This window comes from Paenibacillus sp. FSL K6-1230 (assembly GCF_038002385.1).
Lineage (GTDB): Bacteria > Bacillota > Bacilli > Paenibacillales > Paenibacillaceae > Paenibacillus > Paenibacillus massiliensis.
The window spans coordinates 3,997,943-4,022,546 of the sequence record NZ_JBBOCK010000001.1 but is presented as its reverse complement, the minus strand read 5'-3'; the positions used below and the strand labels follow the sequence as shown (position 1 = coordinate 4,022,546).

Annotated in this window: 21 protein-coding genes and 2 tRNA genes; 13 read left to right on the top strand and 10 right to left on the bottom strand. The window is 48.0% G+C overall.

From position 1 onward, the window contains the following. The first annotated feature begins 34 nt into the window (after positions 1–34). The 3 genes from MKX74_RS17735 to MKX74_RS17725 all read left to right on the top strand — a co-directional run bounded on the left by MKX74_RS17735 (position 35) and on the right by MKX74_RS17725 (position 4,914). On the top strand, positions 35–1,789 hold the full coding sequence (locus MKX74_RS17735; RefSeq protein WP_341179296.1) for a sensor histidine kinase: 1,755 nt from the start codon (positions 35–37) through the stop codon (positions 1,787–1,789). Then, positions 1,786–3,408 (top strand): response regulator transcription factor, encoded by a 1,623-nt coding sequence (locus MKX74_RS17730; RefSeq protein WP_341179295.1) that lies wholly within the window; start codon positions 1,786–1,788, stop codon positions 3,406–3,408. The genes MKX74_RS17735 and MKX74_RS17730 overlap by 4 nt, the downstream gene beginning before the upstream one ends. A gap of 114 nt (positions 3,409–3,522) precedes the next feature. Continuing rightward, the gene (locus MKX74_RS17725) at positions 3,523–4,914 is read left to right on the top strand and encodes an ABC transporter substrate-binding protein (RefSeq protein ID WP_018886829.1); all 1,392 of its coding nucleotides are present in this window, start codon (positions 3,523–3,525) and stop codon (positions 4,912–4,914) included. Between the two features lie 139 nt (positions 4,915–5,053). On the opposite strand, the gene MKX74_RS17720 is transcribed toward MKX74_RS17725, so the two are convergent. Next, a complete protein-coding gene (locus MKX74_RS17720) occupies positions 5,054–5,911 on the bottom strand; it encodes an SDR family NAD(P)-dependent oxidoreductase (RefSeq protein ID WP_341179294.1) in 858 nt (285 codons plus the stop codon). A gap of 177 nt (positions 5,912–6,088) precedes the next feature. Between MKX74_RS17720 and MKX74_RS17715 the strand changes: the two genes are divergently transcribed. Then, complete coding sequence (locus MKX74_RS17715; RefSeq protein ID WP_025680851.1) at positions 6,089–6,595, top strand: MerR family transcriptional regulator; 507 nt, start codon at positions 6,089–6,091, stop codon at positions 6,593–6,595. A gap of 97 nt (positions 6,596–6,692) precedes the next feature. On the opposite strand, the gene MKX74_RS17710 is transcribed toward MKX74_RS17715, so the two are convergent. Beyond that, complete coding sequence (locus MKX74_RS17710) at positions 6,693–7,634, bottom strand: zinc-binding dehydrogenase (RefSeq protein ID WP_025680852.1); 942 nt, start codon at positions 7,632–7,634, stop codon at positions 6,693–6,695. 122 nt (positions 7,635–7,756) lie between these two features. Here MKX74_RS17710 and MKX74_RS17705 point away from each other — a divergent pair, with 122 nt between their 5' ends. Next, a complete protein-coding gene (locus MKX74_RS17705; RefSeq protein ID WP_018886833.1) occupies positions 7,757–8,635 on the top strand; it encodes a hypothetical protein in 879 nt (292 codons plus the stop codon). 97 nt (positions 8,636–8,732) lie between these two features. Here MKX74_RS17705 and MKX74_RS17700 read toward each other — a convergent pair whose 3' ends face one another. Further along, on the bottom strand, positions 8,733–9,662 hold the full coding sequence (locus MKX74_RS17700) for an AraC family transcriptional regulator (protein WP_018886834.1): 930 nt from the start codon (positions 9,660–9,662) through the stop codon (positions 8,733–8,735). A 186-nt stretch (positions 9,663–9,848) separates the two neighbouring features. On the opposite strand from MKX74_RS17700, the gene MKX74_RS17695 reads away from it, so the two are divergent. Next, positions 9,849–10,586, top strand: a complete 738-nt coding sequence (locus MKX74_RS17695; protein WP_341179293.1) for an SDR family oxidoreductase — start codon at positions 9,849–9,851, stop codon at positions 10,584–10,586. A 349-nt stretch (positions 10,587–10,935) separates the two neighbouring features. On the opposite strand, the gene MKX74_RS17690 is transcribed toward MKX74_RS17695, so the two are convergent. Continuing rightward, positions 10,936–13,986, bottom strand: coding sequence for a glycoside hydrolase family 2 TIM barrel-domain containing protein (locus tag MKX74_RS17690; RefSeq protein WP_341179292.1), 3,051 nt, complete (start codon positions 13,984–13,986; stop codon positions 10,936–10,938). Between the two features lie 134 nt (positions 13,987–14,120). Here MKX74_RS17690 and MKX74_RS17685 point away from each other — a divergent pair, with 134 nt between their 5' ends. Then, on the top strand, positions 14,121–14,987 hold the full coding sequence (locus MKX74_RS17685; RefSeq protein ID WP_018886837.1) for a helix-turn-helix domain-containing protein: 867 nt from the start codon (positions 14,121–14,123) through the stop codon (positions 14,985–14,987). Positions 14,988–15,219: 232 nt separating this feature from the next. Beyond that, entirely contained in the window at positions 15,220–15,384 is a 165-nt protein-coding gene (locus MKX74_RS17680; protein ID WP_018886838.1) for a hypothetical protein, read from the top strand. 131 nt (positions 15,385–15,515) lie between these two features. Here MKX74_RS17680 and MKX74_RS17675 read toward each other — a convergent pair. Beyond that, positions 15,516–15,589, bottom strand: a tRNA-Ile gene (locus tag MKX74_RS17675). A gap of 338 nt (positions 15,590–15,927) precedes the next feature. Between MKX74_RS17675 and MKX74_RS17670 the strand changes: the two genes are divergently transcribed. After that, the gene (locus tag MKX74_RS17670) at positions 15,928–16,089 is read left to right on the top strand and encodes a hypothetical protein (protein ID WP_018886839.1); all 162 of its coding nucleotides are present in this window, start codon (positions 15,928–15,930) and stop codon (positions 16,087–16,089) included. A gap of 269 nt (positions 16,090–16,358) precedes the next feature. On the opposite strand, the gene MKX74_RS17665 is transcribed toward MKX74_RS17670, so the two are convergent. The 4 genes from MKX74_RS17665 to MKX74_RS17650 form a co-directional block, all read right to left on the bottom strand. Next, positions 16,359–17,243 carry an IS3 family transposase gene (locus MKX74_RS17665; RefSeq protein ID WP_169445793.1) on the bottom strand — a complete coding sequence of 295 codons (885 nt, stop codon included), beginning with the start codon at positions 17,241–17,243 and terminating at the stop codon, positions 16,359–16,361. A gap of 52 nt (positions 17,244–17,295) precedes the next feature. Beyond that, a complete protein-coding gene (locus tag MKX74_RS17660; RefSeq protein ID WP_341179291.1) occupies positions 17,296–17,421 on the bottom strand; it encodes a hypothetical protein in 126 nt (41 codons plus the stop codon). Between the two features lie 237 nt (positions 17,422–17,658). Beyond that, on the bottom strand, positions 17,659–17,853 hold the full coding sequence (locus MKX74_RS17655; protein ID WP_018886840.1) for a hypothetical protein: 195 nt from the start codon (positions 17,851–17,853) through the stop codon (positions 17,659–17,661). A gap of 223 nt (positions 17,854–18,076) precedes the next feature. Further along, positions 18,077–18,247 (bottom strand): hypothetical protein, encoded by a 171-nt coding sequence (locus MKX74_RS17650; protein WP_018886841.1) that lies wholly within the window; start codon positions 18,245–18,247, stop codon positions 18,077–18,079. Positions 18,248–18,521: 274 nt separating this feature from the next. Between MKX74_RS17650 and MKX74_RS17645 the strand changes: the two genes are divergently transcribed. Together MKX74_RS17645 and MKX74_RS17640 are read left to right on the top strand one after the other, a co-directional pair. Then, positions 18,522–18,607: transfer RNA gene (locus MKX74_RS17645), tRNA-Leu, on the top strand. Between the two features lie 455 nt (positions 18,608–19,062). Beyond that, positions 19,063–20,169 (top strand): hypothetical protein, encoded by a 1,107-nt coding sequence (locus MKX74_RS17640; protein ID WP_341179290.1) that lies wholly within the window; start codon positions 19,063–19,065, stop codon positions 20,167–20,169. Between the two features lie 148 nt (positions 20,170–20,317). Here MKX74_RS17640 and MKX74_RS17635 read toward each other — a convergent pair whose 3' ends face one another. Next, complete coding sequence (locus MKX74_RS17635) at positions 20,318–21,358, bottom strand: PocR ligand-binding domain-containing protein (protein ID WP_341179289.1); 1,041 nt, start codon at positions 21,356–21,358, stop codon at positions 20,318–20,320. 302 nt (positions 21,359–21,660) lie between these two features. On the opposite strand from MKX74_RS17635, the gene MKX74_RS17630 reads away from it, so the two are divergent. Then, positions 21,661–22,803: a glycerol dehydrogenase gene (locus MKX74_RS17630; RefSeq protein ID WP_341179288.1), complete on the top strand. Its 1,143-nt coding sequence runs from the start codon at positions 21,661–21,663 to the stop codon at positions 22,801–22,803. Continuing rightward, positions 22,800–24,569, top strand: coding sequence for a dihydroxyacetone kinase subunit DhaK (gene dhaK / locus MKX74_RS17625; protein WP_341179287.1), 1,770 nt, complete (start codon positions 22,800–22,802; stop codon positions 24,567–24,569). Before MKX74_RS17630 ends, dhaK begins: the two co-directional genes overlap by 4 nt. Positions 24,570–24,604 lie beyond the last annotated feature (35 nt).

The window sequence follows — 24,604 nt, the reverse complement described above, 5'->3', positions numbered from 1 at the left end:
GCAGGCAGAATCTGCGGTGAAGAGGTGTTAAGCTGTGATCAAAGCCTGGTTATACCGAACCTCACTCAAGAAACGTATCTGGGTATCGTTCACGATTTTAACCGTATTTTGCGTAGCCTTGACTGGTATATGCGCATATGTGATTGCAGCCCGCGCTATGGAGCGGAATGCATCGCAGCTGAACAAAAATGTCATTAGCCAGTCCGTGAATGTCCTGGATCAGAAGCTGAAGCAGATTATTGTCGCCTCATCTACGATGATGCTGAGTGAGACCTTCAAGCAGACCATTCGTGATATTCAGGCGAATAATACAGAGCGCTATTTTGTGAATTTTTCTCTGTTGCAAGGCCAGTTCACGCAGGCGGAGCTTACCGAGAATACGATTGATTCCATTTTGATTAGTACGCCTCATGGCGATTTTTACTCCAATAGCAAGCTTCGCAAGGCCGGGGTACCGTTCGAATCTACCCGTCTGTATCAGCGGATTAAGGAAGACCCGGCATCACCTTGGATTGAGTATCATCAGGATGAGCTGTTCGTAGGGGGAAATCGGGTCATTTCATTAATTCTTCAGCCCTTGACCGAGAATTATGTACCGGATGTATTTCTGACCATTAATGTAAAAGAAGCCATGCTGGAGAAAGTCGTTAGCGGAGGGGCCGATCATGGCTCCACCCGCTTTTTGCTTATTAAAAAGGATGGCACCAGCGTCATCGGCGATCAGAATCGTCCAGAGTGGACGCGATCGGATTCTTTTGTTGACAAGCTTGGCGCGGAGCCTGCGGGTGAATTTGAATATAATACGGATGCAGGAACCATGCTGGTAAGCTACGCCCAGTCCAGTTACGCCAGAGATTGGGTGCTCATTAGCTACCTCTCCAAGGAGGGGTTGCTGCAGCCTGTACGTAACATCCAATGGATGGTGCTGTTGATCATAGCCGGCTGTACGCTCCTGACGCTACTGTTGGCCGCCTACCTGTCGGGCCTTCTGCTCACACCTTTACAAAAGCTGCAACGCACGATGAAGCGTGTGGGGGAAGAGGATCTCAACGCCAGATTTGAAAGCCCTTTCCAGGATGAGATTGCAGAGGCTGGTCAGAAATTCAATGAGATGCTTGACCGGATCAATGGTCTGATTGTAGAGGTTAAGGCTACGGAGAAGGAAAAAAGAAAGGCAGAGATCAAGGCGCTTCAGGCGCAGATTGATCCGCATTTCCTGTACAACACACTCAATACGATCTTCTGGAAGTGCGAAATGGATGAGTATGAGGATGTGAAGCAAATGCTGATCTCCTTGTCCAAGCTGTTCCGGCTGGGGCTGAATAATGGATTGGAAATAACTACGCTGGATAAAGAGCTAGAGCATGTGCGTCAGTATCTGAGTCTGCAGCAGCAATGCTACGAGGGTTTGTTCGAATACACTATTACTGCCCCGCCTGAGCTGTTGAACAGGCCTGTGCTGAAGATTATCATCCAGCCCTTGGTGGAGAATTCCATCCTGCATGGTCTGAAGGAGAAACGGGAGCAAGGACAAATTCATATTGAAGTCACGTCAGATGAGACCTTTCTGATCATTAGAGTAACGGACAACGGAATCGGCGTGGATGCAGACCAACTTAATGCCAGCTTGAGAGAAGCAGGTGGCAGTGGAGGATATGCGCTGTCCAACATTCGCAACCGCATTATGCTCTATTACGGACAAGCAGCAGCGATCCACTTCACCAGCATACCTTACGAGGCTACTGTAGCTACCTTGCTGATTCCACTGGAAGGTGAGGATGAATCATGACATTTGATGAGCGTATCAAAATTTGCATTATTGATGATATAGCGACGGTGGTGCGCGGGTTATCCCAGCGTATTCCGTGGGAGGAGCATGGAATCACGGTAGCTGCGACGGCCAGCAACGGTGAAGAAGGCTTGAAGCAGATCCGGCTGGTGAAGCCGGATATCGTGCTAACGGATATTCGCATGCCGTTTTTGGATGGACTTGAAATGATGCGCAGCCTACAAGATGAGCTACCAGGCCTGAAGCTGATTTTCCTGAGCGGCTACACGGACTTTGCTTACGCACAGGAAGCTGTGAAGCTCGGAGCCTTCGATTTCATTGTCAAGCCATTCACGAAGGAGCAGGTACTGGAGTCCGTTCTGAAGGCTAAGGAAATTATCGAACGAGAACGCAGTCAAGTAGAGCAGATGCGCGGCATGGAGAAGAAGCTGCGTGAAAGTCTTCCGTACTTGAGACAGGAATTCATGCGGCTTGCAATTCGCTACGGTATTCAGCAGGATCGTCATCAGCAGCAATGGGATTTCTATGGGATTACAATGAAGGATCAGGATTTTGGCGTGATGGTCGCTGAGATTGATTTCTTCGCAGATCGTACCGCCGAGCTGCCCGTCAACGAGGTAGAGCTGATCCGATTTGCTGTGCAGAATATTATAGAAGAGACCATCTTCCGCTACACGAAGGGCATTGTCTTCCGTGAGAAGGTGAACCAGCTTGTGATCGTGGTGAATCCATGCGAGGCATTAACGATGGAGCAACTGGCAGAGCATTGCCGTGAAAATGTACATCTCCACACCTATCAGACCATTTCCATTGGTGTTGGTACGGAGGTGAAGCAGACGTCCCAGCTCGCCATGTCCTACAGACAGGCAGTGACGGCGCTGGCGTATACCTTCCTGACCGGGGGCAACAGTGTCTACTGCTTCGAGGAAGAGGCCGAGAGCAGAGCGGGTCATCTTCGTTACTCCTATGAGAAGGAGAAGGAGCTCCTGTATTGTCTACGTTCTTCCAATTTGCCAAAGGCAGAGGAGCAGCTGGAGCAGATATGGAACGAATGGATCGCTTGTCCGACACGTCCGGATCCAGCTCATGTGAAGACACTTTGTCTGGAATTGGCCCATTCGATCCATCGGGCATTCTCAGAGAAAGTATCCGAGGAGGAACAGAATGATCTGGATCGCAAGCTGTCCGACATGAATAATTCGACCTCCTTCGAGGATCTGCGTAGCCAGATCAGAGAATTGTGCCGCCAGGGTTGCGAGTATCTGAAGGTGAGACAGGTTAGTGACTCCCGCATTCTTGTGGAGCGGGCGATTTCACATATACGGAGCCATTTGCATCAGAATCTATCCGTGGGGGATTGCGCCAAGGTGGTGCATTTAAGTCCAAGCTATTTCTCCAATCTGTTCAAAAAGGAAATGGGGATGACTCTCGCTCAGTATATTACGAGTCAACGCATGGAACGGGCTAAGGAGCTTGTCCTGGAGGGGCTACAGGTGCAGGATATTGCCAGCTCGCTAGGGTACGAGGATCGTCCTTATTTCACGGAGCTGTTCAAGCGCCACACCGGGATGACGCCTACGGATTTTCGTGCAAAATACGCATCACCGGCTACCCATTAGAATGATGGTTTTCTCTCCCCTGAACAGTTGTTTTCTCCTTCACGACATCAGAGGACATTGGATTATGATTTAGTTGTAAATGAATGCGATTACAAAAGGGGAGGAAATAAAGGTATGGGTATGAAAAAATGGTTGTTATCTGGAGCTTCATTGCTGCTCGTGGGTTCCCTGGCTGCATGCTCCTCGGGACAGACAGCTACTCCTGAGACAGGCAGTGGTACGGAGGGACAGAAGACCAAGCTGGTGTACTGGACCATTGACCGACATGACTCCGATTTTATTGAAGCCAAGATTAAGGAATATCAGGAACTGAATAAAGATGTAGAGATTGAAATGAAGGTGATGGCGGACAACTATTCACAGTCCGTGGACATTGCCTTCGCAAGTAATCAAGCACCAGACATTCTGCGGGTCGATCCTGGTAACGTACCAACCTGGGTGAAGCGTGGGTATCTGGAATCGTTCGATGATTACATCTCGCCTGAGATGAAGGAGCGCTTCGCTAACGTGCTGATTGAGGAGAAGAATATGGTCGATGGCAAGATCTACACCCTGCCGAATATCGGTCAATTCTGGCGTTTGATCTACAATGTGGACCTGTTTGAAAAAGCAGGCATCGACAGTCCTCCGACGACCGTTGCGGAAATGGTTGAGGATGCCAAGAAGATCACAGAAGCAGGTAAGGATACCGGTGCTTATGGCTTCGCGGGCAACTTCAAGAGTGCAAGCGGTTTTGAGCGGATTGCCTATCCGATTACGACGTTAAGTAAGAATGTAGGTAATGAAGGCTATGACTTCCAAAAGGGACAATTTGATTTCGGTATGTATAAAGAAATAGCTGAGGCGCTGCATCAGATTAAAGAAGATGGAAGCATGCTGCCAGGCTCGGAATCGCTGGATATCGATCCACTGCGTGCGCAATTTGCGCAAGGCAAGATCGGCATGTACTTCAACCACTCTGTAGAGCCGACTGTATACAAGACCCAATTCCCGACAGACATTCGCTGGGCAGCAGCTATGCCGCCTACCATTGACGGACAGGTGAACGGTGCAGATCAGGTCATTTCCGGTAGCTACCTTGCATTGAGCAAGAATTCCGAGAACAAGGAAGCGGCATGGAAGTTCATTGAATGGATGTATAGTGATGAAGTACAGGTAGCCTACCAAGAGGGTGGCTATGGCCTATCCGTAATTCCTTCCGTAGCAGCAACTGCCAAGGCACCTGATATTGCTGGCATCGAGAACTTCTTGCCAACGGCCAATGACGGTATCTACCCGGCTACTCCGCTGATCATTACAGAAGGGCGTGTAGAGGGAATGAAGAAGGTCGATATCTTTAACCGCTTTATCTTCGCTGGTGGCGATCTGGACAAAGATATCGCAGATCTGAACGCTCGCTACAATGCAGCGCTGGAGAAGGCAAAGGCTGCTGGAGATACCTCCATCGAGGCCAAACCGGATTTCAGTGCGGCAGATCTTCAAGGGTCTCTGGCAGAGAAGAAGTAACGATATCAATAGAACGATATCAATAGTATGTAATGTCATAAAGTAATTTGTTTGAATGCATGGGCCTTCCCAACAGTCAGCTAGTGACCGGGTGAGGCCCTTTTACATATTGATCTGGTGATGAACGAAGAGCGCGGCTTTAGACGCGCTCATCAAGAAATTCGTGTGTGTAAATCGCATTAATTCTATCCAAAACGTTGTGCGCTTGATCTTTGAATTTTAAATCTGCAACCTGATCTTTCAGCAAAAACACGCCAGTCTCATTACAGTGTTCCCCGAGGGCCCCCTTATACAACTTGTTCGCACCGTGGATCGGTGGAGAGAAAAACAGCTTCATTAGCAATTCAACCACTTTGGGTAAACCCGACGGTTTCCCTTTTCTTAGCGTATTATTGCCACCCGGATCTACGCTGCGGATTTTAATGCCTTCTTTGGCAAGCTGCGGTGCGATAGCCTGAGTCCACAGCGAAAGCGCCAGCTTTGAAGTGGCATATGGACCAAGCAATTTGCGGAAGGTTTTGGGGCGTTCAAGGGTTTCGATATTAAACTTCTTTACATAGTTTAGTGTTGAAGATGAGGTGTTGATTACCGTTTTTAAGTCGGCGTTTTTTAAGAGCTCCTTTAATTCCATCAGAATGATATATGGAACGACCGTCATCAGTTCATAATGCTTCTCACGCCCTTGTTTCGAATAGCTCAGTTCGTGAAAGCTTCCGCCCGCATTGTTGAACAAGATGTCGATCTGCTGCTCTTTTCGTTTGATCTCTTCCAAAGTACGTCTCAAGCTGGCATAATCGGCAAGATCCGCTACTTTATACATGCGGAGCCATCCACTATTGATGGCATTTTGGATTCTCATATCATCGGTAGGAAAGTCGGAACGGTTCAAAGCAACCACCTGCCAGCCCTCCGACAACAACTTCCATGTTAATTCCAACCCGATTCCGTTGCTTGCACCAGTAATCAGTGCGATATGATCTCGTTGGTTCGTGTTCATTGTAGGACTCCTCCTGATGGTGGGATATTTCCCCTGATTGCGCATATTCTATAACTTGGAGTCGACTCTAAGTCAAGGAACGTAAACAAAGTTTTTGTTCTAAGAATAAGGGACTTGACTTGGAGCTAGCTCCAAGATGTATAATGCACAAAAAAGCAATCTCCGGGAGGAAACAGGATGATGGCAGAGCAGACCTTTACAATCAAGCAAACCGCCGAGCAAACAGGAATTTCCGAGGATACGATTCGTTATTACGAAAAGATCGCGTTGCTACCTCGGGCGGATCGGAAGGACAACGGGCATCGCATCTACCGGCAGGAAGACATCAATACGATCCGGCTGATATGCTGCCTGAAAAAAACGGGGATGCCGCTGGAGGAAATGCGGCCATTTTTGGCAGTCTCAGCCGACACAGATCCCGGAGAATATCCTGAGCTGGTAGAGTACATAAGGAGCCACAGGGAAAATATCGTCAGCCAAATCGCCTCGCTACAGCAGGTCGTCGATTTTATCGACATGAAGCTGGAGGAGGGAAGATACCGCCGGGACTTCTTGGATGAAAGCCAAGACGGCGTGTCAGAGAATATAACGGAAGAATCGAATCCCAAGCCCGTCTCACCCGTTGAGATGAGTTATTTTTCCGTATCGGCCAAAGCGGGCAAGTCAAGAGCAACTATAAGGTAAGCTCGCAAATAACAAGGGGAGTACCAGGGAAACAGACAATAACTTAACTAGCACAGCCCATGTTTTAGAAGGAATTAGCTCTAATAGGCTTATATAATCAATCTAAGTGAAGCACGGCTTTGCCCGAGAATTTCCGTTCCATAAGATTACGGGCAACGGTGTCAATTTCGGTCCAAGACGCCTCCACTTCGATTCGTGGGAATAACCGCTCATTTGTGACTAGCCGGGCCAGCAAACTCAGATCATCCGCGGCTGATTGACGAGTGAGTTCCTCACCTAAAAAGAAGCTGTACAAGGTTTTTCCTCCACTGGTCACCATATTCTTCATATCGATCATTGCGGTATTTGAAGAGGAAAATCCTACCGCAACGCAAATTCCTTGGGGCGCTAGCTGCGGCAGCAACGCCGCCAGTGTATTGCCGCCTACTGAATCGATAATCAGATCGTACGGCCCAAATTCGCTGGCTGATGAAATTGCGGAATATCCAATGATCACTTCGTCGGTTCCTACCTCCCGAACAAGCTCAGCCTTCTCTTCCGTGCTTGCCGTACCAACAACGTATGCGCCGGATTGGACTGCAAGCTGATGGGCGAATAGCCCAACTCCGCCGCTAGAGCCTGTAATGAAAATCCGTTTGCCAAGCAGCATGCCGCCTTTTTGAAGTGCATAAAGAGCCGTGAGCCCTGCTACGGGGAGGGTAGCCGCCTCCGTAAAAGTGAGTTTGTCTGGGATTTCGGCCAACAACGATACGGGAGCAGCCACTTGCTCACTCCAGGCTCCCATCGGGAGCAAACCAACAACCCTGGCCCCTTTTTGCGGTCCTGCGCCGTTCTCTGCCGGCTCGATGACTATCCCGGCGAAATCCCAGCCAGGACGACTAGCTATTTCCTGATTTTTAGCGTCACTCACTTCACCGCGGTTGAGTGAGATGGCCTTCACTTGTACAAGCGCTTCCCATGGATTAGGCTGCGGGGCATCAACTTCCTTGAAGGCCAAATGAGACGGGGCATGCGGATCAACAACAATAGTACGAATCATATCGGTTTTCCTCCATGTTGGTTATGGTCATTAGATGACCTTCATTTCAATGAAGAGTATACTTTTAAATAAAGGTTCGGCCCAAGTGCAGAACTACACTTCATAAGAGAAGGGAAGAGAGGATGGGGATAGATACGGAGAATTCCAGACATAGAATCGTAATGGGAGAAATTGAAGCCCTGCGGATAAAACGCCAGCAAAAGCTTGTCGATCGACCTCAACCATCCTTAAAACGATTTACTCAACAAGAGCTGAACGACGAGGCTTTTCCTTCGTATAAAAATCTGCTGGTTGGACGTACCCGCCGCATACCGACCCGCCAGACGATAATAAATATTGCAGAATATCTTGAGTGTACATCCGACGAGCGTAACGATTTACTTATGGCAGCTGGTTATCTTCCAATTCAGACCGAATTGTATGGACGATCGTTGGAGCGTGCAATAGAGTGGGCTCAGCAAACGATGAGGAGTATTCCTTTTCCCGCCATGGTCGTAACACATACTCAGGACATCAAGGGATTAAATGAGCCCTTTCATCAATTGTTCGAAATTCCTCTTGACCGTTCATATGATGGTTTAATGAATAGGGTCGATTTACATTTTAATTCTGGTTTTCCTATCCGGTCCCGCTCTACGTTTGACAAGGCGTCGTTTCAGCAGTGGGAGGAGCACATCATAAACGGAATACAAGCCTTTAAGAGTGAGCACATGCTCTCGCGTTATGATGCGTGGTATCAAAAATTGCTGGATAGAGTTCAGAAATATAACGCGTCCGAATATCTGAGTGTGCCGGATGTAGGGGGAAATGTTGATCAAACACAAACAATTCTAGCCAGAATGGAAAGCTCCGGAGACCTTATTCCCGTACGCTACAGACAGGTTTCGATCTCCGCAGGCGGCCGCTTATATCCGCAAGTTGAGGTTTTCCTGCCGGTAGATTCTGCCGCGCGCGCAGTTTTTGAGAAACTGGGATGTCCAACTGATTGTACATTTGTCTAATCAGATGTAATCTTAATGTCCGCAGAACTTATTGTCGGGGCAGAAATAATAAATTTTTAGACCGCCTTCAATGGCGGTCTTTTTCTCTGCAATTTCTTTAAATCTGAATCTTTTCGGAGTCTTTATTGGAACCGCGAAACTTTTGAACATCCCGTATCGGTGCTTGGCCATACATACGGGTATATTCACGACTAAATTGGGAGGGGCTTTCGTAGCCGACGCGGAACGCCGCATCAGAGGCTAGGAGAGATTCCGTTAACATTAACCGCCGGGCTTCCTGCAAACGAACCATTTTCTGGTATTGCAGTGGGCTCATCGCTGTGACGCGCTTGAAATGCTTGTGAAACGCCGATGTGCTCATATTCACGGATTTTGCGAGGTGGCTGATCGCTAGAGGGCGATCATATTGACGATTAATGAATCGGATTGCTTGAGCGATGTTATAGGAATGGCTACCGCTGGTCGCTAGTTGATAAAGGAGCGCACCCTGTTCGCCCTGAAGCATTCGATACAGAACTTCGCGGGTGATAAGCGGTGCTAGAACTGGAATGTCCTCAGGCGTGTCGAGCAGTTGCATGAGCCGCACGATGACTTCAAGCAACGCAGGAGACGTTTGGCTTAAAGCTATACCTCGGCCGGTTTCCGCCGAAACGGAAGCCGGCCAATTCATTTTTTCAACATTCTCCAGGATGGAACCGGTGTCGAAGCTCAATTTCAAGCCTAAAAATGGAGTCTCGGGTGAAGCCTCGACGATTTTACCTATGATCGGCAATTCTACGGAAGTGACTAAGTATGTCGAAGGATCGTATCGATAAGTTTCACGAGCCAGTGTAGCCGTCTTAACACCCTGCGCCACGACGCAAATGGATGGTTGGTAGACGGATTCCAACGGTTCCGACAAATGAGTAGCATGCATCAGGGATAAATTAGGAACAGCTGTCCGATGCGTTCCGCTATTGGGAGCATGGCGGCGTATTAAAAGTGCCAATTGCTGCAAGGCTTGTTCCATCCGCAGCGATTCGTCCATTGTCTATGTAGGCCATCCTTTCTAGAGAGGTGATATTTACTTTTATTATAAGGAGATGAAAGAGAATTAGGCAAGGACCGGACAGGAATGGTCTAACGGCATGATACGATTACTTACTATAATGAATTTGTAAAGTCTGGCGTATGATTGTTAGATTCATAACTTGATAAAGGAAGTGGAAAGGAAATGAGTGTGAATGGAAAAGTCGCGATCGTCACTGGGGCGTCGCGAGGAATTGGGCGGGCAGTGGCCATCCAACTAGCACGATCCGGAGCAAAGGTGGCTGTCAATTATTCCTCGAGCGGAGGAAAAGCGGACGAGGTTGTAAAGACAATTGAACAATTGGGCGGCCAAGCAGTTGCAATCCAAGCCGACGTAAGTAAGGTGGACGATGTTGAAATGTTGTTCTCGGAAACGCTAGAATGTTTCGGGCGTGTGGACATACTGGTTAATAATGCTGGCATCATGGAAAATCATGCGATTGCGGACGTGTCGGAGGAGATTTTTGATCGGCATTTCGCGCTCAACGTGAAAGGGACTTATTTTGCTTGCCAACAAGCGATGAAGCATATGATGCAAGGCGGAACCATCATTAACTTCTCGACGTCCGTCTCGGGTGCCATGCTTCCAACGTACAGCGTATATGCAGCAACGAAAGGAGCGGTCGAGCAGCTGACACGTCAATTGGCCAAGGAATTTGGTCCCAAGGACATCGCCATCAATTGCATCGCGCCTGGGCAAGTGGCAACGGATTTGTTCCTCAACGGTAAATCGCCGGAGTTGGTCGATTCGTTCCGTCGAATGAACGCGTTCGGACGGCTCGGTGAACCGGAGGATATTGCGAATGCGCTGGAGTTGCTCGTCAGTGACAAAGCCCGTTGGATAACGGGACAGACGATTCGCGTTAACGGCGGGTTTAATTGATCTTGAGGAAAGTAGCTCTGAGAAAGGAGAGGCGAACGAATAGCGTGAAGCAGCGTTGTTGGTGTAACTCTCTTTTGCGTGCTATCAGGACACGAAAAAGAAGCCGAAATACTTGCCGTTAAAGACAACACGGAGAGCCGTATCTTACCATGCTGAACTAACTGGCAACGTTAGTATAATGACAACAGCGGGAGACCAAGACTTTTTTTATCAAGTCTTGGTCTCCCGCTGCTTTTTACTAGTGGATGTCTAACATTTTTTCTGCTGACAGATCAAGTGAATGATATGCCTGAAATTAACCCAGTAACCCAGTAACTCGGTGAACGGGGTTCATCCACAATGTCGCTCCTTATTCATCTTCTTTGAATACAGGACGAATTTGACAAGTGAAGCGAATGTTCTTCTCGGACAAGCGATAGGCTGGCAGCAGCTCTGGACCACAGGAGTTGGAGCCGACACCGCTCATTTTGTAATCGATATGGACTACAGTCTCCGGAATCGGCTGCAGCTCATAGGTATGCTCTGCCTTGGCCAGCAGCTCTGGAGTCACATGCAGCGCCTGGAAGGAGAAATCCTCCTCAGCGGTGAAGCGGAGTCCCATACCAAGCAGGTTCGTTACGTTTGCCCATCCTGTACCGAAGCGTGCGCCATTCTCTTGTGGCATGACATAGTTCTGGAACAGTTGGTCAACGGTGGTCTCATACACGGCTTTACGGGTGCTGTGATGCTTGTCAGCATAGCCCTCATGTGGTCCATAGCCGAAGTACTCGACTTCCTCCGAACCCTTCGGCATCTCTAGACGAAGACCAAAGCGCGGCAGATAAGGAGCCTCTTCGTTCACATCCGCCTGCGTGCAGAAGGTGATTAGGCCTTGACTGTCCACTGTCCATACCGAACGGCCTTGAATCAGCATCGGACGAATGCTACCGCCAAGTCCGTAGGAGACGCGAATCTCAATGATGCCTGTCTCGGTGCGGCTCCATGAGCAACTGTAGATTTTCGTGTGGAGCTCGTGCATTTGCCAGCTCAACCAATCTTTCTTAATGTTAATGTCATTATCTGTTGGAGCTCGCCATACGGATAGCTTCGGCGGTGAAGCGAGCATTTCCACACCCTGCTTGGAGATCGAAGTGAATGTGCCGAGTCCAAGCTCGAAGGTGTAATGAAAATGACGACCACGAATCAACAGCTGACCATTTTCCTCCACAGTCTCCAGTGGCCATTCCGGTAACGACGAGACCATCGGTGCCACAGCCTGTTGCTGTGCGGCATATTCGAATTGAGCAAAGGAAAGCTCGTAGCCAGGTACTGACCAGGCCGTCTCCAGCTTGCTCCGATACGTGAGTGTAAGCCAGACCGAACCCTGCTCTTGCACCAGCTCCTCCAGAGAATAGGACAGCTGAATCACAGCCTGATCACCGGGCTGAACGTTTAGCTCTGAATGTAGACCTTGCGCGATAAGTTGCCCAGCTTGCTCCAGCTTCCAGTGCAGCATGACATTGGACAGATCCGTGAAATCATAGCGGTTATGAATGCGAATCTCTGCTTTTGCAAAGTCCACCAGCTCCGTATGGACAGGCGCGATAATCTGCTTGAGCTCCAGCAGACCTGTATGTGGCTTGCGATCAGGGGATACCAATCCGTCAATACAGAAGTTGCCGTCATGTGGCGATTCTCCAAAGTCTCCACCATAAGCGAAATATTTGGTACCATCGGCAGTAGTCTGCTGGATACCATGATCGCACCATTCCCATACACATCCGCCCATGAGCTTTGGATAGCGGTAGAATAAATCCCAATACTCTTTCAGATCCCCAGGGCCGTTCCCCATCGCATGGCTGTATTCACACAGGAACAATGGCTTGGTCTGATTCGGGTCCTCGGCGTAAGCCTGAACCTTCTCTGTGGAGGCATACATTTCGCTTTCCATGTCAAGGACATCCTTGCGCTTGTCGCCATTGTAGCGCTCAGCGGCTCCCTCGTAATGCACCAGCCTTGAGGCATCCCGCTGCTTGGTCCAGGCAGCCATTGCGATGTGATTGTCTGCATAACCGGACTCATTCCCCATAGACCAGATGATGACGCACGGATGATTCTTATCCCGTTCTACCATCCGCTCAGCCCGCTCTAAGAAGGATTCACGCCAGAGAGGGTCAGCAGAGATCATGTGGAAGGCCTCTTCCTTACCAGGGTAAGCGCGAATGAGCCCATGACATTCCAGATCTGCTTCATCAATGACATAGAAGCCATATTCGTTGCACAGATCAAGGAAACGCGGATCGTTCGGATAATGCGATGTACGAACCGTGTTAATGTTATGCTGCTTCATCAGCATCAGATCTTCCTTCATATGCCGCATGGAGACGGTAGCGCCCAGGACCGGATGAGAATCGTGACGGTTCACGCCCTTTAATTTGACGGGAACGCCGTTGATTTTGAACACGCTATCTTCAATGGATACGGTGCGGAAGCCAACATGATGAGCGAAGGTCTCCGCCCCAGCCTGAATAATCAGCTCATAGAGATAAGGCTGCTCGGCGTTCCATAGTGTTGGATTGTTCAGTCTTATGGACAGACTTCCATCCTTCGTCAGCTTGCTATGTGCAGTGCCGACAGAGCTTCGATTGTGGTCCAGCAGTGTGGCCGTCACAGGAAGCTCGTCTGTCGATAAGTCAGACGCTTGAATTTGAACATGCAAGTTGACGGAGGTCAGATCCTCATTGAAGGCTTGAAGGATTTCGAAGTCACGCACATGGCTATCCTCGCGGCTTAGCAAGTAGACATCACGGAAGATACCGGAATAACGCCACACATCCTGATCCTCCAAATACGTCCCATCACACCATTTCAGCACCATGACTGCGACTTTATTCTCGCCGGCCTGTACATAGTCGCTGATTCGGAATTCGGCAGGCATACGGCTGCCCTGACTGTAACCAACGAACTGACCGTTCACCCACAGGTAGAAGCAGGAATTGACCCCTTCAAACACGATATACTGCTGCTTCGTGGTCTCCTTCTCGGATAGATAGAAGCTACGTACATACAATCCGGCAGGATTTTCGCTCGGAACGTAAGGTGGATTGAATGGAATTGGATAGTTTACATTTGTGTAGTGCTGCTGATCATACCCATTCGTCTGCCAGCAGGACGGCACCAACAGTTGATCCCAGGAGGAGGTGTCGAAGTCCTGCTCATAGAAAGGCTCATTAACCTGATGAACACTTGCCTTGTAGCTGAAGCTCCAGCTTCCGTTCAAAGATTGGTAGTAAGGTGAATACCCTCTTTTTCTGGAGATGGCATCGGCCTGATTATCATAAGGTATGAAGGCAGCGCGGGCCGGTTCGCGATTCACCTGTAGAATATTTGGATTTTCCCAATAGGGTTCGATACGGATCATTTCATCAGACTCCTTGTCATGGTAAGATCACTGTAATAACACATCTGATTATATAGACAAAGAGAGTTAATACATAGGTGATAAATGGACATTTAACCTCACAAAAAGGACATGTTATCAAGGGGGGCAATACAGTGGAGAAGCTGGGACTACGAATCAATCTGTATCAGCAAAGCCCGGAAGGGATGCCGATTCAGCTATATACTATTGGGGTGGAGCCTCAAGCGCCCATGACGCGACCACAGGGCTTCTCAGCGATGCAATGCATGATTTCGCTCCAGGGAAGTGGGGTATTTCGAATCTATGGGGAGGAGGAATGGTCGGCTATTCCCGAGCACAGTCTGCTGTATATACCTGCTGGACTGCCGCATGAATACATGGCGCTAGATCAGCAGCATTGGCTGTTGGGATTCGTCACCTTCACGGAGCGAAGAGAGGGATGGATGGCCGAATTAGGCTTCGGGCAGCAGCCTTATTGTATGCCATTGACCGAGGTGGATTCCTTGTATGCACGAATGGAGGAGATGTGGGAGATTACAGGGGAGCGTCCTCAGCTGTGGAAGTCTGCTGAGCTGCTGCTATCATTCTGCGTGGAGCTGCATCGGTTGCAGAAAGCGGAGAGAACGGACATCGTGCCGACACGTCAGCCGGATAGTGTGGTAGAAGCGATTACCTCATTTCTGCATGATCATCTGGAGCGAGATTTCTCGCTTGATGAATTGTCAGCGTACATTGGCTATTCTGCGAAGCAGACGGTGCGGCTGTTCACAGGGCGAGTGGGCATGACACCACATCAGTATTTGAAAAAAATACGCATGGAAACTGCCACATGGCTACTTGATCATCAGCAGCAGATGACGGTGAAGGAGATTGCGCTTCATGTAGGGATGGAGCCGGACTATTTTACCCGTACCTTCAAGCAGACCTATACGGTCACGCCCTCGGAGCATCGCCAGCGCCAGCTTGACAAGAAGAAGCTCTGGACGCCAGGGAAGCGATGATTTCATGACCCATGGACATCTCCCATATGCAATTAATAAAGCCAAAAGGGATCTACCCATACCGTAAGGAAACTCATACCGTAAGGAAACCTATGCCGTTAAGGAAGCTCATTTTATTGATGCTAAATGCTAAGAAAGCATATGTATGACAGGGAATCATTGGAGATAATGCTATTTTTGCGACAAGCCGGGCACACTAGCGGGGACAACTTGTAGCGAAAGAGGGACGCTCATGCAGTGGATTTATTTCGGTAAGCTCTATACAACAAAGTTCCAGGCCGGCTGCCTGGCCAAGCGTCTTGAGGAGGACGGATGGATGTACGGATATCAGGACCCCAAGGCGGTAGAGATCTATCAGTCACGTAGGGGGCGCTACGGCGTTCGCTTCATACCGTGATTGAAGATATTATAGAAGGATTATTTTTTGAAAAGGTTAAATGGACGAAATCTGTATGGTGAACACAACAAAAAAACATGAGATAAAGCAAAAATCCTCTCCTGAATGAACAGGAGAGGATTTGCTATGTATGGGCCCTGAGGGACTCGAACCCCCGACCAATCGGTTATGAGCCGACCGCTCTAACCAACTGAGCTAAGGGCCCTCAATGCTATGCTGTGTTACTGATTATTCTTAGGAAACATCAAACAGCGGCGTTAATTAATATACAACATTTTCATTTCATTCGTCAAGTGTTTTTTTGACATCAGGATATGACGGCCTCATGAACAATACTGAACAGCTTTTATTAAAATTTTAACAAGTATGACTTTTGGTACAGTTGTGGACAAATGTAGGGGACATAATGGGAGTTGAGAGGAAAGTCCTGTACTATTATAGGGATATTCGTCGCAAGAGCCTATAAAAAAGTTGAACGAATGTGCCTATAGGTCTAAATAATCGGATCATATATGTCGAAATAGAACTTAAGGAGGGGGTTGTATGAACTGGAATGCAATAAAGGTTAAGCTTGGCATGCGTCTTGGCATGCATCCTGCCAGATCAACGGAGGAAGGCAGCTTTACGACCGGGATTATTTGGGGATTGCTGCTCAGTGCGGTACTCTGGGTATCTATTATTGGCTGGATTTCAATGCTATTCTAGAAGGACTAATAAGTAAACATTGTGCAGCTACAGTAGCTAACGGAAAGACGTAAAGGAGCAGCGAACAACGATAGCTCTGTTCCTGGAAGTAGCTGCAGACTACATATATCTGAAGTGAAAATCTAAAACACAGTAGAAACGTTTTGTTACAGTAGGAATAAGTATCGAAAAGCCTTTAATTGTAGTAGTAAGCGATTAATTGTAATATATGAGAAAACACCGCCCAGAAATGTGGTCAAGACCCCATTTAGTGGACATTGAAAAAACACCTAAGCTAGAAACTGGCGTCGGTACTCTACCGGCGTCAGTTTGTTTAATTTACGCTGTGGTCGTCTTCGGTTGTAAAAACGTATGTATTTCTCAATTCGTCTTTGTGCCTCTGCCAGATTTCGTATATCATAGGGATAGAGTCCTTCCGTTTTGAGATGCGAGAAGAAACTCTCCATGGAGGCGTTGTCTAGGCAATTGCCCCGGCGAGACATGCTGATTTGGGCGCCAACCTTTGGCAGCATGTCGTGGTAAGCATGAGACGTGTACTGGAACCCTTGGTCGCTGTGAACGACCAATCCGGTCACGTCTTTTTGCTTTGCAAATGCCTTGGCAAAGGTCTGGAGGACCAGCTCATTGTCGTTACGTTCGCTAAGTTGGTAGGCCACAATCTCGTTATTGAATAGGTCTTTGACTGCTGAGAGATACAACCAGCGTTCGCCTACCCGGTATTGAGTCACATCCGTCACCCATTTCTGGCTTGGTTTTTCGGCTGTGAAATTTCGCTTAAGCAGATTATCAGCTACACGCTCGGCAGCCTGGTATGTCATATTAAATCGACGTTTCCGGCGAATGCTGGCTTGAAGACCGAGCTTTTGCATAAGGCGCAGCACCTTCTTGTGATTCATCCATACACCTTCATCCTGCCACAAGAACAGCTGGATCTGCCGGTAGCCATACCTTCCTTCGTAGCGTTTATACACCGTGCGGATGAGTCGTTTAGCACCGGCGTCTGGGTCGTTGTTCTTCCGCTTCAAATATGCGTAGTAACCACTTCTAGAGACGCCAAGGAGTTGGCAGTATTCAGCTACTTGGCCGATGTCCGCTGCTTGCTCAATGAGCTTGAAGCGCTGTTCTTTCCCTCCCGCATCCAGATTTCCAAACACTTTTTTAGCATCGTATTCTCCCGTTTCAACTGCTGAACATATCGCTCCTGATCTAAATATTCTTTCCGCCTTCCTCGTTGATCTGCCGATACGTCCACTTTTCCTCTACGTGCAGGCGAATTGCCTCCACCTTGAGTTCCTCGGAATACGTCTTAAACTTTTGACCTTTAATAGCCATTAAAAATGCACCCCCTAGAAATTCATCGGTTAAACCAAGGGGTTTTTCCAATGTCTATTCTAAGGGGTGCACTTCAAATGTCTGTGGCGGTGTTTTGCTGTCTAAAAGAGGGCTAGGCTGGTATATCCGTTGTGCCTGCCTATAAACTCCTATAAAGCCTGTAGATGCCTGTACGCGCTTGTGGCGCCATGTAGCAACCGAGACCCATTCTGGTTGATAAGTAAGCCTAAGGGGGCATTATTCCTCCTCAGCTTCATGCTGGGTGTGCTTGCCACTAAAATCCTCTGCGAGCTTCTCCATTCCCTTGTTGACGGCTTCGTCAATCATATCGGTTGCTGCTGGACGGCTGGGGTCTACATCAGGGAGCTCATTGAAGCCTGGAGCTCGCTCCTCCAATGGCTTGTCATTCTCATGATCAGAAGCTTTGCTCATCTAGATACACCTCGTTTCTTCGAAAAGAACTGTTTGTGATTCAAGTGATATTGTAAGTGAGCCAACACTTGAGCCTGTATTGGGGACAAGTAATAAGTGAGACAACATGAAGTAATTTTTCGCTGACTTCACGATTCGCTATATGATGCTATTAACCCCATTCTTGATCTTGAATCAAAATGAAGCCGGAGAAGTTGTACCTCTCCGGCCAGGTCTTTCGTGCTTATCTGTGTTCAACTCGGTGTTCAACCAAATCGATGGTGCCCAGCACCAAATGGGCCAGACCAAATCCAAGAATGCCAGTGGCGGCGAGCTTGTACTTGCTTGCAAGCAGTACGGCTCCCGAGGCAGACACAACGGTACCAAGAACGGTTGGAACTAACCCTTCACGCATACATAACACTCCTCACAGATCAGAATGAAAGACAGCATTATTGTGTGTTTAAGCGTAACAGGATATGCGTGGTTGTTTTTTGTGTGAAGTTTGAATTTGTTGTTGGATAAATGTCTCAGGGTCTCCGCAAATACAGGATTTTTCAAAGGACTGAAAAAACACTTGCAAACATCTCTAAATTATCGTAAGATATGTTGGTGACCGAAAAACGGATATGAATTAAAAGCCTTCCAATTATTGCTTTGGATATAAGCGGAAGCATATATGATTTTATGCCGGGGTGGCGGAATTGGCAGACGCACAGGACTTAAAATCCTGCGGTAGGTGACTACCGTACGGGTTCGACCCCCGTCCTCGGCATCATATTTTATCGAAAGAATCCCTTGAAGTTCAAGGGATTCTTTCTTTTTTTAGTCGGAAACCTACAACACTGGGAACAAGCACTTTTTTACCGTTGGGGACGGATTGGGGACGAATTTTTGGATCGAAGACGTCAAGATGAGCTTTCGTTTTATGACTAAGCTTTTTGTTAACATAAGCATTAGTGTCTGTGATCACCTGAGGTGCATGACGAAGTCGACGAGGACGAAGAATAAGAAAAAGAGGCGTTTGGAGGATTACAGGAGATATTTAGAAGTGACCTTAAGAGCTCTGACGGCTAACGCTGTCAGAGTTTTTGTGCGTTCGTTTGAAAACCATTATAAACAAATATGCAAAATTACAGTATATTTTTATAGATCAGCAAGTATATGTTTAGACAGTAATTCAGAACTTGTCTATCATACATTCATATACCATGTGAAGAGGGGAATACAATGTATAAAAGTCTCGTGTCATTGATGTGTACAGTATCGTTGTTTCTGGCATTCTTTCCTGCTACGGCAGGCGCTGAGCCTGTTGGGATGCTAAGAGGTCAGGTTATTCAGACAGGAAGCCATCCGACTAACCCCATAGGAAAAACGAGTACTGTTACGGATAATGATTTCTCAACCTTTTTTAATTTGCGTTCTGAAATCGAAAGCCGGACTGTGAATGATTTTTTGATCTATCAGTTTTCTACTCCGGTTGATATTACTGCATATAAACTATATATAGAAAACTATAACAAATATACTTTAACTTTTATATTTTATGATTCCGCAAACAAAGAAATCACCAGATTCAGGCAGACCATTTCAGGGGATAATGGAATTTATCCTTTTGCCAAATCTATAGAAGGCGTAAAGAAAATGGTGGTATGGAACTCGGTAAAGACCAACCCAACCCTAAAAGTCTTGGAATGGGACGTATATAATATTCCTGTTGAAAATCCAACTACATTGACTGCTTCTGGCGGTGATCGTCAGGCAACACTGACATGGGATCAGGTTCCCGAGGCCGATTCTTATACGGTACGCTATGGTACAGAACCTGGAAAGTATACCGAAACGCTGACAGTAACGAAGGACAAATTTGAGGGTCTTGTTATCCCAGAGCTAACGAATGGGATAACATATTACTTTAACGTCATTCCAATTGTGAATGGAGTGGAATTTCTTCCTTCTAATGAAGCCTCAGCAACCCCAGAAGATTCAGAAGCTGAGGAACCGACAACACCGGGAGAGCCAGGAACTGAGCAACCAGGAACAGGGGAACCAACGAATCCAGAGGAACCTGGAACTGAGGAACCAACAGTGCCAGAACAACCATCCGGCAACCGAGCTATCTTGGTAGTCACAATGACGACTGGGCTGGAGAAGGAATTCGATCTGAGCATGAAAGAAGTAAACGACTTCATTGCCTGGTACGAAGCAAAGCAGGCCGGATCAGGAAAAGCCTCCTACGCCATCAATAAGCATGATAATAACAAAGGTCCATTCAGCAGTCGTAAGGATTACATTTTGTATGATCGTGTGCTGACCTTTGAGGTAAGTGAGTATTAATATAAATCCTGTCATAGAGCTACTGTGCTTTCTAGGGCTTCACCAGCTAATGCCGGTGGAGCTCTTTTGTTGATAAAAGTACTAGTATTCGCATATAGAGCAGGGGGAACGTGGGCCACTGCTTTTTTTGGGGAAAGACTGTAGACCCCTACCGAACAGATTTCTCCTGAATGTACTTGCGATAGAGGGCAGGCGTGATCTCCTCGAACTTTTTGAAGATTTTGATAAAATAACCTGATTCATTGAATCCCAGCTCATCACTGATCTGTGCGACGGGCATGTCGGTGACCTCTAGCAATTGCTTGGCCCACTTGATCTTCAGCCTTGCCAGATAAGTTGTGAAGTTCTCGCCAGTCTCCTTAGCGAACAACCTGCTGAAATAGCTTGGACTCAGGTGACACAGCTCGGCCATTTGTTTGAGCGTAATCTGTTCACTCTTGTGACTGTGTATGTATTCAAAAGCAGGCTGTAGCACCGGGCTCGTGATGTCGGTATCGCTCGGGCTGTTTTTGAGATAGGCATCTGCAATCGCATTGGTCATCTCTTTTTTAATGGATTCGATATTGCGAATGGAGTAGCCGGGCAGAATGGTGGACAGGTTCAACGACTCCTGATTCCCTGAGGCTTTCTCAAACATTTCGACCAGCAAATGCTTGTTCAGCGCCTCCTCCACAATGTAGCTGCAGAGCAGGGAAAGCATATTGGAGATGCTCACAATTTCATCATAGGTCATGACAGGCAACTGGTCATAGTCACTCTTTAATTTCTCCAGCTTTCCGGCATGCAGGGGCACGTTCTTGGAAGTGACGATCTGCTCCAGTTCAGTCCCTTTCTCGGGGTCGGCGAGCTTCACTTGTCCCGCCATCACGGCGCCGATATATTTACCATCGATCGTAATGGGAATCGCAATATCTATAATATTGAAATGACAAAGATAGACGTAGGGTTCATTGAGTCGAACGGCTTCTAGACCGCCGCGCGCATCACATTTTTGGCAGTAGGGAAGAAGCTCGGGATCTTGGCGAACATTCTGGCAGAAGGCCTGGCAGCTACTATGATTGGTTACGGGAATACCTTTATAATCCACGGTTAGTATTGCGAGCTTGGTCACCGTTGCAAGTGAGTCCTGTAGACGTTTCCATTTGTTAAGGTCCAGAATTTTATGAATATGTAGATATTCTTTGATCATAGGTGCGACCTCCATAGCTAACCTGAATCCATGAATTTGGCCGTTAAAAGTTAGCAATTTGTACATATTAAGATGGAATAACGATGGGTAATGTAGTATGGGAGGTCAATATGCAACCATCTCATGACAATAACATACCACGAATGTGTGAAAAGGCAAAAAATTACGATTGAAAATTATAATTATTTGTTATAAAAGTCCACTGTAAACGTCCATATCCTGCGTTATATTAGGGTTATTGTAAGCGATTAAAATTTAAACATATTTCTGATTTTATATCAGATCAGGAGGCGTATATCTATATGAGAAAAGCATTTATCAGTCCAACCAAATATGTGCAGGGCGAAGATGAGCTGTTGAACCTGGGTTACTTTGTACAATCCTTCGGGAATTCTGCCTTGCTAATTGCCCATCCGGATGATGTTCAGCGCGTAAAGGTGAAGCTGGATGCAACCGCAGAGAAGTTCAATATTACTTTTGTTGAAAGCGGTTTTAGAGGAGAATGCTCTCGTGAGGAAGTCGCACGCTTGCAAGAGATTGCGAAGGACAAAGGCTGCACCTGCACCATTGGCCTCGGTGGTGGTAAAGCGATTGATGCGGCTAAATGTGTAGCAGAGGGTGAGGCGTTGATTATCTGCCCAACGATTGCGGCAACCGACGCACCGACAAGCCACTCCGCCGTATTGTATACACCAGAGGGTGCCTTTGATGACTATGCTTATTTCAAACAAAGCCCGAGTGTAGTTCTCGTGGATACAACGGTGATCGCCAACGCTCCAACACGTTTCCTGGTATCTGGTATGGGAGATGCACTCTCTACTTATTTCGAAGCAAGAGCAACAGCAAAATCTTATTCCCGCGTGAATGCAAGTCTGCCGATGGGTTCCCGCGAAGGCTACACACCGTCAGCATTCGGTACGAATGCAGCGCTTGCCTTGGCGAAGCTGTGTTATGAAATGCTGCTGAGCGATGGCGTGAAGGCCAAGGTAGCCAGTGACAGCAACATGGTGACCCAAGCGCTGGAGAATATCGTGGAGACCAACATCCTGTTGTCTGGCCTTGGCTTCGAAAGTGGTGGTCTGGCTGCAGCCCATGCGATCCATAACGGGTTGACTATTCTGGAAGGCACACATCATTTCTTCCACGGAGAAAAGGTGGCGTTCGGAACCATTGCACAGCTCGTCCTTGAAAATGCTCCAACCGAGGAACTGCATCAGGTACTCGACTTCTGTCTTGAAGTTGGCCTGCCAGTCAGTCTGGCCGATATCGGAGTAGATACGATCAGCCAGGAAGAGCTGCTGAAGGTGGCAGAGATTGCTTGTATTCCGGAGGAATCCATTCACTCGATGCCGTTCCCGATCACAGTTCCTGAGGTTGCTGGCGCTATTGCAACAGCTGACCGGATCGGACGGGAGTACAAAGCTCGCCGGGAGGGGAAAAAATGAAAAAAATAATCAATCAGGCTGAGAATGTTGTCATGGAGATGTGCAACGGGATTGCGCTTGCGCACCCGGAGCTTGAATTTTTGAAGAAATATAAAGTGATTAAGCGCAGAGAGATCCAGGCTGATAAAGTCAGTCTCATCAGTGGCGGCGGTAGTGGACATGAGCCGGCTCACGCGGGCTACGTCGGAAAAGGCATGCTGGATGCAGCAGTGTGTGGGGATGTGTTCGCATCTCCTTCCCAAATCCAGGTGTATCAGGCGATCAAGGCCACGGCCAGCGACAAGGGTACACTCTTGATCATCAAGAACTATAGTGGAGATATGATGAACTTCAAGAATGCGGCGCATCTGGCAGAGGAAGATGGCATCGACGTACAGTATGTACGGGTTGAGGATGACATTGCTGTACAAGACAGCCTATATACTGTAGGTCGCCGCGGCGTTGCTGGTACGGTACTCGTTCACAAAATCGCCGGAGCAGCAGCAGAAGAAGGACGCAGTCTGGCAGAGGTAAAAGCAGTGGCGGAGAAAGCAGCACAGAATGTGCGTAGCATTGGTTTTGGATTCACATCCTGTACGGTTCCAGCCAAGGGTACCCCGACATTCGAGATTGCAGCGGACGAAATGGAATTCGGTGTAGGTATCCATGGTGAACCAGGCATTCGCCGTGAGAAAATCGTATCCGCAGATGAGCTGGCAGGCCGGATGGTCGGGGCATTACTGGCAGATATGAAGCTGGACAAGGATGCATCTGCCGAGATTGCGGTGCTTGTGAATGGCTTTGGCGCAACACCGCTTCAGGAGCTGTACCTGCTGAACAATTCTGTTCAACGGGAGCTTGCAGGGCATGCAGGTCTACAGGTGGCTACGACGTTTGTAGGCAACTACATGACAAGTATCGACATGGCCGGGGCATCTCTTACCCTACTGAAGCTGGACGAAGAGCTGAAGGCTCTGTTGTTCAAGGAAAGTGAAGCTCCTGCGTTCAAAGTATCCGGTCCTCCTGCAGCACAAGTGGCATATTCCGATGCAATAGAGGCGGCTCAGACTGAGGATGCTCCGGTATCTTATGAAGTGGAGACGCCTGCTTCGTCTGCGGTGATTAGCAACAATCAATTCTCCCTGGATAACATGGTCTACCTGCTTGATAAAATGAGCGAAATCATCATCAAGAACGAAGTGCCATTCTGTGAGTTGGATTCCCATGCGGGTGATGGCGATTTCGGCATGAGTGTGGCCAAGGGCTTCCGTCAATTGAAGCGCGAGTGGAATCACATCATTCATGAAGAGAAGAAAGACATCGGTTCGTTCCTCGATGCCTGTTCGCTTGTGATCATGGAATATTGTGGCGGTGCGTCTGGCCCGATCTGGGGCTCGGCCTTCCGTGCAGCAGGCAAGGCTGTGGGGGATGTACAGCAATTGAGCGTTGCTGCATTTGCCGAAATGATGCAGGCGGCGGTTCAAGGTATTCAGTCGACAGGAGAGCGCTCCTTCGGTCGTGGTGCCGTTGTAGGAGACAAGACATTGATTGATGCACTTGTTCCATGTGCCGATGCTTGGACGCAAAGTGCGGAGTCTGGCGATGACTTCAAAACCGCATTTGCCAAAGGTGCAGCAGCAGCCGTCGAGGGAGCGAAGAAAACGGAAGATATCGTGGCACGCATGGGCCGAGCAGGCACAGTCGGTGATCGTAGTCTGGGATATCCTGATGCTGGCGCTTACGCACTAGGCGTTATTTTCACAGAGCTGTCCGAGTCGATGAAATAACTACAGTAAACCAAAGAAACGACTTTAGTTCTAAC